Here is a 16,090-nt window from a genome sequence, read left to right as displayed (position 1 = left end):
GGGTGGCTCCGTATGACTGGGACCTGCAGTCAAGACCACCCTGTGTGTGCGGCATGTATTTGACAATGAAGATTTATCAATGATAGCTATTAGATGACCTTATAACTCCCGCGAAACCTGTAGGAGCGCCCCATGGGCGCGATGCTTTTGCTTCGTTCGGCAGAAGAGCATCGCGCCCATGGGGCGCTCCTACAGGGGGCCGCCCTCGACCCGGATCCGCACCAATGCCCAGCCACCCCCGCTTTGCCTACAAGGGCGACCGTCTCAAGCCGCTGCGGGCGTTCTGCCAGACCGCGCGGCTGGGCTCGGTGTCGCGGGCGGCCGAGGCGCTGTTTTTGAGCCAGCCGGCGGTGACGCTGCAGTTGCAGGCGCTGGAGCGCGAGACCGGCGTGCGCCTGCTGGAGCGCAGCGGCCGCCGGCTGGTCATGACCGCCGAGGGCGAGGCGCTGTACGAGCTGGCGCGGCCGCTGGTGGAGGGCATCGATGGGCTCGACGGGGCGTTCCGCGAGCGCCTGCGCGGGCTCGATGCCGGCGAGCTCAACGTCGCCGCCGGCAGCTCGACCATCCTCTACCTGCTGCCGCGGATCATCGAGGCGTTCCGCACCGCCCATCCGAAGGTGCGGCTCAGCCTGCACAACGTCACCGGCGCCAGCGGGCTGGACCTGCTGCGCGCCGACGGGGTCGACCTGGCGGTCGGCTCGATGCTCGACGTGCCCGGCGATCTGGACTACACGCCGATGTACCAGTTCGAGCCGATGCTGATCACCCCGCCCGACCACCCGCTCGCGCAGAAGGCGCAGCTGCGGCTCGACGACCTCTCGCCGTACGGCCTGATCCTGCCACCGCAGCGCCTGACCACCTACCGCATGGTCGATCTGGTGTTCCACCAGAACCGCGTGCCCTACACCGTGGCGCTGGAGGTCGGCGGCTGGGAGGTGATCAAGCAGTACGTCGCGATGGGCCTGGGCATCAGCATCGTCACCGCGATCTGCCTGACCGACGCCGACCGCCAGCGGCTGGCGGCGCGCTCGCTGGCCGAGTATTTCCCGTCGCGCAGTTACGGCGTGGTGGTGCGCAAGGGCAAGTACCTGAGCCCGCAGGCGCGTGCGTTCAGCGAGCTGGTCAGGCCGCAGGTGTCGTAGGAGCGGCTTCAGCCGCGAGCTTCTGGACCAGCCGCGACGCCGCCAAGCCTCTATACAAGACGCATAGGGTGCGCCTTGGATTCCGGCCACGCCGGATACCGGTTCGGGTTCGCGGCTGAAGCCGCTCCTACGTGTTGGGGTCTTCGAGACTTTCCAGATCACGCTGCCGGCGCCGGTCGGTGCGCACCGGGCGCCGCAGGATGAAATCGACCACCGTGACCAGCTCGACCAGCATCAGGCCATAGCGCAGCGGGATGGTCAGCACGCCCTTGAGCAGGGTCCTCGCCGGCGCGCTGGGCGAGACGGCGAGCAGCACGCCCAGGCTCAGCAGGCACTCCGCGGCGATGATCAGCGCCAGCGCGAGCCACCAGCCCGACGCGGCCAGCAGCAGCAGGCCGAGCGGAAACGCGATCTTCTCGATCGCGACGAAAAACAGCGCCCAGCCGATCGGCCGGCCCTGCTGCCGGGTCAGCCGCTCGCCGAACGGTTGCCGGTAGGCCTCGGCGATCCGGCGCGCGTCGCGCCAGCGCGGCGCCTGCGCGCGGGCGCGGTCGCGGCGTTGCCGCCACCAGCGGCGCGGCCATCTCAGCGGGGTGCGCAGCAGCCCGTCGAAATCGCGGCAGCTTTGCAGGAACGCCGCGATCGCGCGCCACGTGAGCTGCGGCATGTGCTGGATCTCCGGACCGAGCGCGCGGGCCTGCACCTCCGCCACCTGCACGTTGCGGTAGCCCTCGTTGCTCAGGGCAAAGGCGATGAACAGGTCGGGCAGCGCGGTCAACTCGTCGCCGTACAGCGGCTCGTAGCGATCGAACAGGTCCTTCAGATACTGCCGCCGGTATGCCACCGCAGCGCCCACCGGGTGGCCGATACCGCCGAACAGGGCCATGTGCCCGCGATTGAAGAAGCGCTGCTGCACCGCGCCCACGCTCTCGCGATAGCTGTTGCCCATCCACCACAGCAGCCGGTGCAGCCAGTCGCGGCGCAGCGCCGGGTCGAGGTACACGTCCTGGCCGATCCAACGCGCGAATTCCGCGCTTTGCGCCCAACGGCGTCGGTCGTGGCCGCGCAGCGGCAACAAGGTGCCGCAGGCGCTGGCGATGCCGACGCCCTGGTACAGCTCGCGCACGCAGCGTTCGATGTAATCGGGCGACTCCAGCACGGTGCCGGCATCCAGCACTACCTGCACATCGCCCTTGAACTCGCGCGCCTGGCGCTTGATCGTGCTGGTCCTGCCGAAGGACCACGTCTGCTCGATCACGCTGAGCTTCAGCCCGTTGGCGCGGGCGAACTCGCGGGCGATCTGGGCGGTGCCGTCGCGATCGGAACCGCCGTCGTCGATCAGCACCACCGACTCCGGGCGCAGGCTCTGGCGCAGCAATCCGGCCAGGCAGTAGACGATGTCGTGCTGCTGGCGATCAGCGGCGATGACCACCTCGACCCGCGCGTCCTGCCAGCGCTCGGCCGGCGTCGGCACGGTCGGGTCCGGGCCGCGCAACAGGCCGACCGCGCTCAACAGCGTGTTCGGACCGAGCACGAACAGGGACGCGCTGCCCGTCATGCAGCCAGAGTCCATGGGCGCATGCGCGGCCGCATGCATGCCCAGGACTGGAACGGACTGGATGGCTGCTGGATGACGGCGCCCTCTCCTGGTCGGCGACGCGACTGGCGACCCCGGTCGCGCTGGCCGGGTGTAGCGCGCACTCGGCGCTGGAATCCCACGTGGCAGTAGAGCCTTTGAGCAAAGACCGTGCCAACAACCGTTTCAGGCCGCCCGGCCGCCGTCGCGCGGCCCGCAGGCAGCCGGCCTCAGGGCGTGCCGTGGTATTTGCCGCGCCAGGGTCGGTACCAGGCGCGGATCCGCTCGATGTCAGCGGCCATGTCGCGGCCCAGCACGAACGGCTCGCCGATGCCGATGACCCGGTCGGGATAGTGGAAGTACGCCGGCAGCACCGGCACGTCGGCGGCCGCGGCGATTTTCCAGAACCCCGACTTCCAGCGCTCCACCGGCCGACGCGTGCCTTCCGGCGCGAGCCCCAGCCACAGCCGGTCGACGCCGTGGATCATCGCCGCCATCTGCTCGACCACCCCGTGCGGGGCGCTGCGGTCGACCGGGATCACACCGAACCTGCGCAACAGCCAGCCCAGCCCCGGCACCCGGAACAGCGAATCCTTGCCGAGGATCTTGATGTCCAACCCGAGCGCCATCTTGGCCGCGAAGCCCCACACCCCGTCCCAGTTGGAGGAGTGCGGCGCCCCGATCAGCACCAGCTTGGGGATGTCCGGGAACGCACCGACCATGCGCCAGCCACCCAGCCGCAGCGCGGTGCGGCCGATCCAGCGGGTCATGCGATTGGGCCGCACCCGCGGCGCATTCGGCGGCAGCGCAAGCACGACGCGGGCGGCGGTGTCGTCGTCGCTGCGGTGGCTCAAGCGATCGCCCTCAGTCCCAGTCGCGCTGGGTGCCGCGGCCGCGCTTGATCGTGCTGCGCTCGCGCTTGGCACCCAGCCGGCGCTCCTTGGAGCCGCGGGTGGGCCGGGTAGCGACACGCTTCTTCGGAGCACGCAAGCCGCTGTCGATGAACACCGCCAGCCGCTCGCGTGCGTCCTGGCGGTTGCGCTCCTGGGTGCGGAAACGCTGCGCGTTGATCACCAGCACGCCATCGCCGGTGACCCGGCGGTCGCGCTTGGCCAGCAGCCGCTCGCGCACCGGCTCGGGCAAAGAGGGCGAACCGGCGATGTCGAAGCGCAGCTCGACCGCCGTGGCAACCTTGTTGACGTTCTGCCCGCCCGGCCCGGCCGAACGCACGAAGCGCTCGGCCAACTCGGCCTCGGGGATGGTCAGGGCGGGCACAGCGTCGGACATGCGCCGACTTTAAGCGAGACGGCGCGAACAGAGAATCCTCGGCCCTTGTCGATGGATTTCGTTGCGCTCGATCTTCTGCGGCCACCGCCTGGCTCCCCTCTTTGGAAAAGAGGGATTGGGGGAGATTCGCTCCGCCCTTCGCAGTCGTCGCGCCAGCCGCGGCTGCGATGCGCGGCCGGAAGAGCAGCCGAGCAAGCTCGGCTCTACGTGACGCCGCCTTCGAACAACGCCAGCGCGCGTTCGAACTGCACATCCGGCGGCGCCTGCACCTGGATGCGCGTGCCAGTGTGCGGATGCGTGAACGTCAGCCGCTGCGCATGCAGCAACATTCGGTGGATCCCGAGCGTGCGGAAGTTGCGGTTGTGGCGGCCGTCGCCATGGCTGCTGTCGCCGATCAGGTGATGCGAGACATGCTTGAGATGCCGCCGGATCTGACGGAAGCGGCCGGTCTGCGGTTGCGCGCGCAGCAGCGCATAGCGTGAAGTGTCGAAGCCCGATGACGGTAGCGCCAGTTCGGTGGTCGCCAGGCGCTGGAAGCGCGTGACCGCCGGCTTCTTCAGCGGTTTGCCGGGCCCGCCGTCCAGCGCGTGGTCGACCTCGAACTCCGGCGCCGGCCAGCCGCGGCAGATCGCCCAGTAGTCTTTCTCGAACGCGCCGCCGGGCTCGACCTCCTGCGACATCAGCATCTTGCCGAGCCTCGATGCGGTCTCCCGATCGAATGCCAGCAGCAGGCAGCCGCTGGTCGCGCGGTCAAGCCGGTGCACCAGGAAGATCGGCCTGCCGAACTGCTCGCGCAGGCGGTCGGCGGCAAAGTCGGTCTCGCCGCGGGCGAGCGCGCTGTCGTGGACCATCAGCCCGGCGGACTTGTCGACCACCGCAAGCGCATCGTCGGCGTACAGCACCGGCAAGGCGGTCGCGCACGACGCGGCGGATGGTGGCGGTTCGGGCATGCGCACGCAGCAGCTCGGGCGGGAGGGTCAGCTCAACGCCGTGGCCAGGCCGCCAGCAGCGCCCACAGCCCGCCAAGGCCGGCGATCCACGACGACGCCGGGACCGACCACAGCCGAGGTCCGCCGGCATCCATCCCGTACAGCACCACCGCCACGATCAGCAGCCCCATGCCGAGGATCGCCGCGACCGTGCGCCGCTGCGCCGCGTGGACCGCTCGCGACAGCTCGGCCAGATCCTCCGAGCGCATCCGCAGCTCGTGCCGCCCCTCGACCTGCTGGGTCAGCCAGGCGTGCAGCAGCCGCGGCATCTGCGGGGCGTGGGTCACCAGCTCCGGCAGGCGCTTGCGGAATTCCGAGGCCAGCCGCCTGGGGCTATAGCGCTCGACCAGGATTCGCTGCAGCACCGGCTGCGCGACCGCCCAGATGTCGAGTTTCGGATCGAGCAGGCGCCCCACCCCCTCGATGTTGAGCAGGGTCTTCTGCAACAGGATCAGCTGCGGCTGCAGCGTGAGCTCGTAGCGCTGCGCGGTGCGGAACAGCTTGACCAGCACCTCGGCCAGCGAGATCTCGCTGAGCGGCCGGGTGAAGTACGGCTCGCACACCGCGCGCGTGGCCGCCTCCAGCTCGTCGATCCGCACGTGCGCCGGCATCCAGCCGGCCTGCACGTGCAGCTCGGCGATGCGGCGGTAGTCGCGGTTGAAGATCGCCATGAAGTTCTCGGCGAGGTAGTACTGATCCTCGTCGGAGAGCTGGCCCATGATGCCGAAGTCCAGCGCGATGAAACGCGGGTTGGCGCGGCGCGCCGGATCGCTGTCAACCCAGATGTTGCCGGCGTGCGCATCGGCATGGAAGAAGTTGTCGCGGAACACCTGGGTGTAGAACACCCGCACGCCCTTGGCGGCGAGTGCGTGGCGGTCGATGCCGGCGGCGTCGAGCGCCTCGATGTCATCGGAGGGAATGCCGCGCACGCGTTCCAGGGTCAGCGCACGCTCGCCGGTGTGCGACCAGATCACCTCCGGCACGTACAGGTCGTCGGTATCCAGCCAGAAGCGGCGCAGCACGCTGGCGTTGGCACCTTCGCGCTGCAGGTCGAGCTCAGCCGCCAGGGTGCTTTCAATCTCGCGCACGATCTCGCGCGGGCGGATCTTGTCGGCGCTGGGATGGGTGCGGTCGACCACCGCGGCAATCGCGTTGAGCAGCGAGATGTCGCCGGCGATCTGGCGCTCGATGTCGGGCCGCAGCACCTTGACCACGACCTCGCGCGCCGGCCGGTCACCGGCCGGTGGCAGGATCGCGGCGTGCACCTGCGCAATCGAGGCCGAGGCCAGCGGCGTGGTGTCGAACTGCTCGAATGCCTGGGTGATCGGCATGTCGAGCGCCTTCTCCACGATCGCGCGCGCAGCGTCACCGTCGAACGGGGCGACGCGATCCTGGAGCTGCGAGAGCTCCTCGGCGACGTCGGGCGGCACCAGGTCGCGCCGGGTCGAGAGGATCTGCCCGAACTTGACGAAGATCGGCCCCAGCTCCTGCAGCGCCAGGCGCAGGCGAGCACCGCGCGACATCGCCGCGATCTCGCGCGAGGCGCGCGGCACGAACGGCCGCGCCAGCTTCAGCCAGCGCTCCACCGGCGTGCCGTCGAGCAGGTCGTCGAGCCGGTAGCGCAACAGCACCCGCCCGATGCGCCAGGCCCGCAACGCGGATTTCATGCGGAGCCCTCCGTGCCGGCGTGCAACCGCGCAACGCGAGCGGCGATGCGTTCGACGCCGTCGCGCAAGGCGTCGACATCGTCGTGGAAGGCCTCCAGCTCGGCGCGTGCGACGACGTCACGCGACTCCTCGGTGACGAACTCGGCCGCATTGGTCGCCAGCGCCGCCGCCGCGCCGCGCGCATGGCGCAGTCCGTCGGCGAGCGCATTGGCGACCTGCACGCCGAGCACGTCGCCGAACACCGCCGCGAACGGCTGCTGCCAGTCCGGATCGAAGCGTCCGGCGAGCTTCTGCAGGCGCCGCGCAAGGTCGGCATCGCCTTCGATCCGCAGCCGGCCCACCGGCGGGGCGTTGTCGTCGCGCGAGCCCATGCCGATCAAGCCGGGCAGCTGCGAGATCAGCCCGCCCAGCGTGCTGCGCACCGACAGGTCGGGCGCGTCGGCGGCATCCACCGGGCCGACCTCCAGGCGCTCGCCTGCGACCCTCACCTGCAGCGCCAGCGGGGGGTTGGCGAGGTGCAGGGCGACGCGGCGGCCGTCGAGGCTGCGCAGGGCGTCGCGGGTTTCCGGATCCAGCGCCAGCGCACGGTTCAGCGCGGCCTCCAGCGTGCGCCCGGCCAGCGGCTTGAGGGATGGGAACGGCGTCGCACGTGGGCTCATGCCCGCATTGTAGTGCCGAGCTCGCTCGGCAGCCCTCCGCCGCATGCCTTCCATGCCGAGCAAGCTCGGCACTACGGGGTCGCGTTGGCCTGCAGCCGCTGCAACCCCTGCGCGAACGTCACCTGCGGCACGTAGCCGAAGTCGCGCCGCGGCGGGGCCATGTCGTACCAGTGCGTGGTCGCCAGTTGCTCGGCGAGGAAGCGCGTCATCGGCGGCTCGCCCTGCAGCGGCAGCGCGCGCCACAGGCCTTCGCACACCGCGCCGGCGGCATAGGCCACGCCGAACGGGACGGTCCTGTCGACCTGGGGCGCGCCGACCGCGGCGAGCAGGCCGTTGAGCGTCTCGCGCATGGTTTTCGGATCGCCATTGCTGATGAAGTAGGCACGCCCCGCGCATGCCGCGCCGGGCGCGAGGTGCTCGAATGCGTCGAAATGTGCCTGCGCCGCATTATCGATGTAGGTGGTATCGACCAGGTTCTCGCCGTCGCCGACAAGACGCAGCCGTCCCGCGCGGGCGCGTTCGACCAGCCGCGGCAGCAACTGGTTGTCGCCCACGCCCCAGATCAGCCGCGGCCGCAACGCGACGGTGGCCAGCGACGCGTCATTGGCGGCCAGCACCGCCTGCTCGGCGATCTTCTTGGTCGCCGCATACGGCGCCTTGAAGTGCTCGCCGTAGGGCACGTCCTCGGCGGTGCCGCCCTGGACTGGACGGGTCGCGCGGTGGGTGACGCTGGGCGTGGAGGTGTAGACCAGCCGGCCGAGGCGGTGTTCGCGGCAGGCATCGATGACGTGCCGGGTGCCGAGCACGTTGGCCGCGTGATAGCTCTGGTAGCTGCCCCACGCGCCGGCCTTGGCGGCGTTGTGGAACACCGCATCGCAACCCTGCGCCGCGGCGATCACCGCATCGCGCTGCGCAAGATCTCCCTGCACTTGCGTCACGCCGAGCGCATCGAGCGCCGGATAGTGGCCGCGGCTGAAGCTGACCACTTCGTGGCCGCGCTCGCGCAGACCGCGGCACAGGGCCTGACCGAGAAAGCCGCCACCGCCGGTCACCAGAATTTTCATTCGCCTCCCGAAACATCCAATGCTTTCTGTAGGAGCGGCTTCAGCCGCGAGCCCCTGGTCCTGCGCCCGCACTGATCCACGATCGCGGCTGAAGCCGCTCCTACAAAACCCGTTTGCTCGCCCACAGCGCGAGCTTCTCGCGCCCGATCTTCGCGTTGTGCCGGATGTCCACCGGAAACCCCGGGTGCCGCAGGAACCGCCCGATCCGCGCCGTGTGCGCGAATGCAGCGCCAATCCCCCGCAGCTCGCCTTCGATCCGCCGCCACTCGCCGCGCGGCACGCCCTCGGCCAATTCGACGCAAAGTACCGGCAGCTGCATTCCCGCCGTGCCCACCCCGACCAGCGCCGTACGCCGCACCTGCGGATGAGTGTTGAACACCGGCTCGACCTGCTCGGTGTACAGCGGCCCCTGCGCCGTCTCGACCCGATGCGACTTGCGCCCGCAGAACCACAGCCGCCCCTCGCCATCGAGGTAGCCGACATCGCCCATGCGGTGCACGACGCGCTCCTCGCCATCAGCACCACGCTCGCCGATTTTGGCCAGCCGTGTCGCCGCGTCGCGGTTGAAGTAGCTGTCGGTCACGGTCGGCCCGGCGACGGTGATCTCGCCGATCACGCCAGCGTCCACCAGCAGCCCGTCCGACCACTGCGCGATCGGTGCGTCGTCGATCCCGATGATGCGCACCTCGTTAGGCGCCACCGCGCGTCCGACGCAGGTACCGGCGCCGCGCTCGGTCGCGGTGCGCGTGGCCTGCAGCTCGCGGCCCTCGATCACCGCGACCGGCAGGCATTCGGTCGCGCCGTACGGGGTCCAGAGCTGCGCATCATCCGGCAGCAGTTCGCGCAGGCGCGCGACCGTCTCCGGCGGCACCGGCGCGCCGGCCGACATCACCCGCTTCACGCCCTCCAAAGGCATTCCGTGCGCGGCCAGCACACCCATCAGCGCCGGCGAGCCGAACAGCTGGTCGACGCCGAATCGTGTGATCGCGTCGTGCAGCTTGCGCGGATCGGCGCGCGCCGGCCGGGTCGGGTCCATGTCGGGGATCACCGAGGTCAGCCCCAGCGCCGGATCGAACAGCGCGAACGGCGGGAAGGTCGGCAGGTCGACCCCGCCTGGCGCGATCCCGAATGCCTCGCCGAGCATCCCGATCTGCGCGACGAAATGCCGGTGCCGGTACACCACGCCCTTGGGCACCCCGGTCGAGCCGCTGGTGAACAGGATCGCGGCGATGTCATCGGGTCCGGTCCGGGCTTGGGGTGGCGGCGCGGCCGCGGCCCCGTCGCGTTCGACCTGCGCCAATGTGGCCTCGCTCCACCATGCGCGGCGACCGGTGGTGATGCGGATGCGCGCCGACCTGGCCCAGCCCAGCAGCACCCGCGCCACATGCGCCAGCGGGATGCCGATGAACGCCTGCGGCTGCGCCTCACCGAGGCACTGCTTCAAGGCGCGCCGGTCGATGCCCGGATCGACCAGCACCGGCACGGCGCCGGCCTTGAACAGCGCGAACATCAGCAAAAAGAATTCCGGCGAGGGCCGCACCATCACCACCGTGCGCGTGCCCTGCACAATGCCGCGCAGCGCCAGCCCCGCCGCGATCGCGTTGCTGCGCGACTCGAGTTCGGCATAGGTCAGGGTGAGGTCGTAGCGCGCCAGTCCATCGGCTCCGCGCGTACCGGGGCAGCGCATCGCGATGCGATCGGGCTGCGCGGCGGCCAAGCGCGGCAGCGCCGCCGCGATATTGCAGTCTTCGCTCATGCGCAGATTGTAGCGAGCGCTTCAATACTCCCCTTTAGGAGCGCCCATGCTTGCGGAGGCATGGGCGCACCTACAGAAGCACCACGCTTGCGTAGAGCCGAGCTTGCTCGGCTGCTGTTCGCCCGCGGCCACTACGCAGCCGAGCAAGCTCGGCTCTACAACAGCTTGGCCCCCACTGAGCCGGTAGAAGCGGCTTCAGCCGCGAACCGGCGCAGGTCTCGGCCGATGGGAATCCAGGAAGCCGCGGATCGCCGGCACCAGCACCTCGGCCTTGTCCTCCAGCACGTAATGCCCCGCATCCTCGAACGCATGCACCTGCGCGTTCGGCAGCGCCGTGGTGAACCCTTCGAGGAAGTGCCGGTCGAACACGAAGTCGCGCAGCCCCCAACCGATGAACGCCGGCCGGTCGGCGAATTCCGGCAGCGTCTGCCCGGCACGTTCGACCAGGCTCCAGGCGCGATCGCGCGGCGACAGCGGAATGTCCTGCACGAAGCGCAAGGTCGCGATGCGGTTGGCCCAGCTGTCGTACGGCGCGAGATAGGCGGCGCGCACGTCCTGCGGCATCGGCCGGCGGGTCCCGACCCGCGCGGCACCCGCGGCGAACGCGTTGAACCCGCGGATCGCCAGCGCTCCCAGGTTGTAGTCGCGCCCGAGCTTGAGCTGCCACGGCATCGGCTTGGCCGCCGGCAGCGGGAATGCCGCGGTGTTGAGGATCACCAGCCGCTTGATCCGGCGCGCCTGCTGCAGCGCCCAGCCGAAGCCGATCATGCCGCCCCAGTCGTGCACCGCCAGGGTGATGTCCTCGCCGATCCCGAGCTGCTCCAGCAGGCGGTCCAGGTCCTCGATCCGCGACTGCAGCGTGTAGGTGTAAGCCGCATCGTCGGGCTTGTCCGACAGCCCCATGCCGACATGGTCCGGCACGATGCAGCGGTAGCCTTTGCCGGAGCCACCCTCGGCGGAAGCCGGACCGCTCAGCCCCGATACCAGCTTGCGCCAGTAGTAACTCCACGACGGGTTGCCGTGCAGCATCAGCACCACCTCGCCCTCGCGCGGACCCTCGTCGAGGTAGCTCATCGCGATGCCGGGGCGCACTTGGAAACGCCGCGGGGTGAAGGGATAGTCGGGGAAGGTCTGCAGGTCCATCGGCTCTTGGCGTGGCGCCCGCACGCCGGGGGCGGCGCGACCGGGCGAGCGGCCAATTATGACGACCATTGCCCTGGACGGCCCATCGCCGAGGCAGGCAGCGTCGAACAACGAGCCCTGCTCCCGGACTGGGCTTCGCTCAGACCAACGGCGGCTACCGGTCGCGATGGCAGCGCGACCCTCCTCATGAGGATCCGCGCCGCCTGCAGCGGCTAACGCATCAGTTCCTGCGGAAGCAGCACGAACGCGGCGACCACCAACGCCAGGCACAGCCAGCGCCAGCGCCCCATGCCGCGCCAGCCCAGGCGCCAGGCATCGCGCGGCGCGGTCATCGCGGCACACCCGCACGCTGCGACCGGCGTGCCTGCGCACGCAGGGCATCGGCCACGCGCAGGCCATACAGGTACACGCCGCTGACGCTCAGCCCGGTCAGCGCCAGACCGAACACGAACCACAGCAGCTGCGTGGCCAGGCCGCCGAAGGTGCCGAAATGCAGCGGGTCGGCCATCTCCGCAATCCGATGGTGGACGCCGAGCTCGCGGCCGTCGCGACGACCGAATGCGCGCCTGCCCGCCGGATCGAAGCCGACGGCATTGGCGCGGTCGCGCACCAGCCACGCCTGCGCCTGGCCTTCGATGACCAGCCCGCGTTCGGACAGGCCGAGGCGGCGCACGTCCAGATCGGGCCAGTCCTGACGCGCACGCGCGACCGCACGGTCGACCGCCGCCGGCGTGATCGTCGCAGTCGCCGTCTCCGTGGGGGCGTCGGGCAGCACCCGGGGCTGCCCTCCGGCACCGCCTCCGAGCGATTCGACCAGATACCACAGCCCGGTCGCCGCGATCAGCGCCACGAACCACAGGCTCCATACGCCGAGCAGCCGATGCACATCGCCCCACAGGCGACGCTGGCGCTCCGGCCGCGGCCGCGTGAAGAACCCGCGCCACCAGCGCTTGTAGATCACCAGACTGGTCACCAGCGTCGCGGCCAGGGCGAGTGCGAGCGCGGAGACGATCGGCACGCCGAACTTGACCGGCATCATCAGGTGCCGATGGGTGTTGCGGAAGAACCGCTGGGCGTTGAACCAGTGGGTGTCGCCGGTGACGGTGCCGCGGTACGGATCGACCCAGACGAAGCGCAGCCGGCCGGCCGGGGTGGCCATGCTCGCCATCGCCGCCGAGCGCGGACCGCGCGGCGCCGACAGCGCGTTGAACTGCCAGTCGGGGTAGCCACGCTGGACCGCGTCGACCATCGCCCCCCAGCTGGCGCGCTGCGGCGCCGGCTGCACCCGCATTTCCGGATGCAGCGCCCAGTCGATCTCGTACGAAAACACCGCCAGCGTGCCGGTGAGGCACACGAACGCCATCAGCACGCTGAGCTTCAGCCCGACCCAGCTGTGGATGTCGAACCACACGCGCCGCGATGTCTTGTCGGCGGCTGCGCCTGGCGACGGCAGCGGGTGCGATTGCGCGCTCAAGCGATGGCTCAGAAGTTGTAGCGCGCCTGCAGGTACACGCGCCGCGGCTCACCCGGGAAGTGACCGGTGCGCTGAATGAAGCCGCTGGCGGCGTAGACCTTGTCGAACAGGTTCTTGACGTTGGCCTGGAACGTCCAGTCGCGCCACTGCGTCTGCCAGCTCGCGTCGAAGATGGTGTACGCCTTGACCGCCTGGCTGTTGAGGCTGATGCGATCGCCGACGTAGTCCGCGCCGAACGCGATCGAGGAGGCGATCGCCGGCAGGTCGTAGCGCGTCCACAGGCCGAGCTTGTGGCGCGGCGCATTGGCGAAGCGGTCGCTGCCGTTACCGGCGGTGTTGCCGGCGGCGGCGGGATTGCCCTGCACCACGCGGGCATCGTTGTAACCGTAGGCGAGGTTCAGCACCCAGCGCGGGGTCAGGTCGGCCAGCAGGTCCAGTTCGAAGCCGTTGCTGCGCACCAGGCCCAGCGCGGCCAGGTCATCGACACCGTCATTTCCGGCGTCCAGCCCGGTGGCCTGGACCACATTGCTGCGTTCGATCCGGTACACCGCGCCGTTGAGCGTGATGCGGCCATCGGCCAGGCTCGACTTGGCGCCGAGCTCCCACTGGCGGCTGCGCTCCGGCTCGAACGGCCCGCCGGCGAGCGGATCCTGGCTGCGGGCGGACTGCGGCACGAAACCGGTGGCGGTGCTGGCGTACACGTTGATCGCATCGGTCGCTTCGAACGTGGCGCCCAAGCGCCAGGTCAGATCGTCGCCCTCCATGCGCTCGCCGCTGACGCGGTTCTCGTTCTCGAATTGGTCCCAGCGCAGGCCGGCCAGCACGTGCCAGCGCTGGCCCAGCGCCACCTGGTCCTGCAGGTAGAGGCCGTCCTGGCGGCTGCGGGTGCGCGAGGGCGTGCGGAACGGCAAGGTGTCCAGGCCGTAGTCGGCCGCACCGCTGAGCCCGTACACCGGGTCGAACAGATCCAGCCCCGGCACCGGGCCGCCACGCTCGACGCCGACCGCGGTGCGGCCGAGAAAGTCCGAGTCGAGCTGGAACGCGTCGCCGCCGACCAGCACCGTGTGCTCGGCGGCGCCGGTGGCGAAGTACACCGTGGCATGGCCGGCGGCGGTCACGCCCTCGACGTCGCGCGCCTGGTCGCGGAACTCGCGACGCACCGTGCGCCCGTCGGGCCCGATGCCGCGGGACTCGTGATACTGCTGGCGCTCGGCGTTGTCGAACCAGCGCACGGCGAGGTCGAGATCGACCCGCTCGTGCGGGGACACGGTGTAGCGCGCCAGGCCGATGCGCGCATCGAGATTGAGGAAGTCGGTGGGCTCGTTGGTGTTCCAGCGCCGGTCGGTGAGGAACACGCCCGCGTCGTTCACCGGCACGCCGCGCAGGCGGTTGGCGTCGAGGTCCTGCTGCAGGTCGGTGTACTGCAGCAGCAGTTCGCCGCTGTCGCCGACGTCGAACGCGAAGCCGGCATCGACGATGCGGCTGTCCTGCCCGGTGTTGTAGCGGAACGGCGATTCGTGGTCGGCATACGCCCCGACGCGGTAGCGCACGCGGCCCTGCGCGTCGAGTGGGCCGCTGGCCTCGATCGAGGCCGCGCGGTACTGGTTGTCGCCGATTTCCAGGCGCAACTGGCGCTCCACCCTGGCGGTCGGCTTCTTGGTGGCGTAGTTGATGACGCCGCCGGGATCACCCGAGCCGTACGCGGCACCGGCCGGCCCCTTGAGCACTTCGACGCGCTGGATGTTGAACAGCTGCGGCACCGAGAAGCCCGCGTACGGGTCGCCACGCAAGCCGTCGTAAAGCACGTTTTCCTGACGGAAGCCGCGCAGCACGACGCCGGCGTAGCTGAAGAAACTGACGCCGCTGATGTTGCGGTAGAGATCGGTGACTTGGCGCGCGGCCTGGTCGTCGATCAACTCGCGGTTGATCACCTGCACCGACTGCGGCACCAGCTCCAGCGGCGTATCGGTGCGCGTGGCCAGGCTGCTTTCCTCGACCCGGTACAGGCGCTGCGCACGGCCGACCACCTGGATGGCGTCGAGATCGGTCGGGGCCACATCGGCCGCGGACGTGGTGGCGATCGACGGCTGTGCCGCGGACGCATCGGTCTGCTGCGCAACTACGGCGAACGGTGCAGCAGCGAGCGCCGCGGCGATGGCAAAGGTCAGGCGGTGCGAAAGGCAGATCATGGCAACGGCAGCTGTCGATGGGCCGCGGATGTTATTGATAATGATTATCAAATGCAACTGAGCGGCGGCCGCGGTGACTTCGCCGCGCAAGCCTTGGCCGGCCGCGGAATGCCGATCCACGCGCTCGTCTAAAATGCGCGGCATGAGCGACTTCACCCGCGTACGCGACTACCTCACCGGCCTGCAGGACCGCATCTGCACGGCGGTCGAAGGCGCCGATGGCGCTGCGCGTTTCGCCGAGGACGCCTGGCAGCGCCCGGAGGGCGGCGGCGGACGTACGCGGATCCTGCGCGAGGGGGCGGTGTTCGAGCAGGCGGGGGTGGGGTTTTCGGATGTGTCGGGCTCGGCGCTGCCGCCGTCGGCGAGTGCGGCGCGCCCTGAATTGGCCGGCGCGTCGTGGCGGGCGGTGGGGGTGTCGTTGGTGTTGCATCCGCGCAATCCCTACCTGCCGGCCACGCATGCGAACGTGCGGCACTTCCGTGCGATGCGCGATGGCGAGACGGTGGCGTGGTGGTTCGGTGGCGGGTTCGACCTGACGCCGTTCTATCCGTTCGACGAGGACGTGCTGCACTGGCACCGCACCGCGCGGGCGCTGTGCGAGCCGTTCGGTGGCGCGGAGCGTTACGCGGCGCACAAGCGCTGGTGCGATGAATACTTCTTGCTGAAGCACCGCAACGAAACGCGCGGCGTCGGCGGGTTGTTCTTCGATGACCTGCACGGTGATTTCGAGCGCGACTTCGCCTATCAGCGCGCGGTCGGCGATGGCTTTCTCGATGCGTACCTGCCGCTGGTCGAGCGCCGCAAGGCCACGCCATCGGGCGAGCGCGAGCGGCAGTTCCAGCTGTACCGGCGCGGGCGCTACGTCGAGTTCAACCTGGTGCTCGACCGCGGCACCCTGTTCGGCCTGCAATCGGGCGGTCGTACCGAGTCGATCCTGATGAGCCTGCCGCCGCTGGTGCGGTGGGAGTACGGCTTTGTCCCGGAGCCGGGGAGCGCGGAGGCGCGGCTCGCGGAATACTTGCGGGCGCGCGACTGGTTGGCGGAGCTGGGTTGAGGGTGTGCGAGCGAAAGACACACGAGTTTTTGTAGGAGCGGGCCATGCCCGCGACCGGGAACCGGCGCTGGCGGAGTTTGATACCGGACA

Annotated in this window: 13 protein-coding genes; 2 read left to right on the top strand and 11 right to left on the bottom strand. The window is 70.0% G+C overall.

Annotated features, from left to right (window positions below; all coding sequences use genetic code 11):
• Positions 1 to 224: 224 nt before the first annotated feature.
• Positions 225 to 1,142, top strand: a complete 918-nt coding sequence (locus ACJQWM_RS10055) for a LysR family transcriptional regulator (RefSeq protein WP_411306804.1) — start codon at positions 225 to 227, stop codon at positions 1,140 to 1,142.
• Positions 1,143 to 1,269: 127 nt separating this feature from the next.
• Here ACJQWM_RS10055 and ACJQWM_RS10050 read toward each other — a convergent pair whose 3' ends face one another.
• The 11 genes from ACJQWM_RS10050 to ACJQWM_RS10000 form a co-directional block, all read right to left on the bottom strand.
• Entirely contained in the window at positions 1,270 to 2,700 is a 1,431-nt protein-coding gene (locus ACJQWM_RS10050) for a glycosyltransferase (RefSeq protein WP_411306803.1), read from the bottom strand.
• A gap of 248 nt (positions 2,701 to 2,948) precedes the next feature.
• Positions 2,949 to 3,488: a lysophospholipid acyltransferase family protein gene (locus tag ACJQWM_RS10045; RefSeq protein WP_332704720.1), complete on the bottom strand. Its 540-nt coding sequence runs from the start codon at positions 3,486 to 3,488 to the stop codon at positions 2,949 to 2,951.
• 94 nt (positions 3,489 to 3,582) lie between these two features.
• Positions 3,583 to 4,005, bottom strand: a complete 423-nt coding sequence (gene arfB, locus ACJQWM_RS10040) for an alternative ribosome rescue aminoacyl-tRNA hydrolase ArfB (protein ID WP_332704656.1) — start codon at positions 4,003 to 4,005, stop codon at positions 3,583 to 3,585.
• Positions 4,006 to 4,208: 203 nt separating this feature from the next.
• Positions 4,209 to 4,955 (bottom strand): pseudouridine synthase, encoded by a 747-nt coding sequence (locus ACJQWM_RS10035; RefSeq protein ID WP_332704658.1) that lies wholly within the window; start codon positions 4,953 to 4,955, stop codon positions 4,209 to 4,211.
• A gap of 32 nt (positions 4,956 to 4,987) precedes the next feature.
• Positions 4,988 to 6,661 carry a ubiquinone biosynthesis regulatory protein kinase UbiB gene (gene ubiB / locus ACJQWM_RS10030; RefSeq protein WP_332704659.1) on the bottom strand — a complete coding sequence of 558 codons (1,674 nt, stop codon included), beginning with the start codon at positions 6,659 to 6,661 and terminating at the stop codon, positions 4,988 to 4,990.
• Entirely contained in the window at positions 6,658 to 7,320 is a 663-nt protein-coding gene (locus tag ACJQWM_RS10025; protein WP_332704661.1) for a ubiquinone biosynthesis accessory factor UbiJ, read from the bottom strand. The genes ubiB and ACJQWM_RS10025 overlap by 4 nt, the downstream gene beginning before the upstream one ends.
• A gap of 71 nt (positions 7,321 to 7,391) precedes the next feature.
• Positions 7,392 to 8,384, bottom strand: coding sequence for a 2-alkyl-3-oxoalkanoate reductase (gene oleD / locus ACJQWM_RS10020; RefSeq protein ID WP_332704663.1), 993 nt, complete (start codon positions 8,382 to 8,384; stop codon positions 7,392 to 7,394).
• 100 nt (positions 8,385 to 8,484) lie between these two features.
• Positions 8,485 to 10,140: an olefin beta-lactone synthetase gene (gene oleC, locus ACJQWM_RS10015; RefSeq protein WP_332704667.1), complete on the bottom strand. Its 1,656-nt coding sequence runs from the start codon at positions 10,138 to 10,140 to the stop codon at positions 8,485 to 8,487.
• A gap of 195 nt (positions 10,141 to 10,335) precedes the next feature.
• Positions 10,336 to 11,277, bottom strand: a complete 942-nt coding sequence (locus ACJQWM_RS10010; protein WP_411306808.1) for an alpha/beta fold hydrolase — start codon at positions 11,275 to 11,277, stop codon at positions 10,336 to 10,338.
• A gap of 334 nt (positions 11,278 to 11,611) precedes the next feature.
• Positions 11,612 to 12,757 carry a PepSY-associated TM helix domain-containing protein gene (locus ACJQWM_RS10005; RefSeq protein ID WP_332704671.1) on the bottom strand — a complete coding sequence of 382 codons (1,146 nt, stop codon included), beginning with the start codon at positions 12,755 to 12,757 and terminating at the stop codon, positions 11,612 to 11,614.
• A gap of 8 nt (positions 12,758 to 12,765) precedes the next feature.
• Positions 12,766 to 14,946, bottom strand: coding sequence for a TonB-dependent siderophore receptor (locus ACJQWM_RS10000; RefSeq protein ID WP_332704673.1), 2,181 nt, complete (start codon positions 14,944 to 14,946; stop codon positions 12,766 to 12,768).
• A 142-nt stretch (positions 14,947 to 15,088) separates the two neighbouring features.
• Between ACJQWM_RS10000 and hemF the strand changes: the two genes are divergently transcribed.
• Positions 15,089 to 16,000 (top strand): oxygen-dependent coproporphyrinogen oxidase, encoded by a 912-nt coding sequence (gene hemF, locus ACJQWM_RS09995; RefSeq protein WP_332704675.1) that lies wholly within the window; start codon positions 15,089 to 15,091, stop codon positions 15,998 to 16,000.
• Positions 16,001 to 16,090: the final 90 nt, after the last annotated feature.

The organism is Novilysobacter longmucuonensis (assembly GCF_046600735.1).
In the GTDB taxonomy this organism is placed as follows: Bacteria; Pseudomonadota; Gammaproteobacteria; order Xanthomonadales; family Xanthomonadaceae; genus Novilysobacter_A; species Novilysobacter_A longmucuonensis.
The sequence above is the reverse complement of the archived record's forward strand: the minus strand, read 5'-3'. Positions and strand labels throughout refer to the sequence as shown.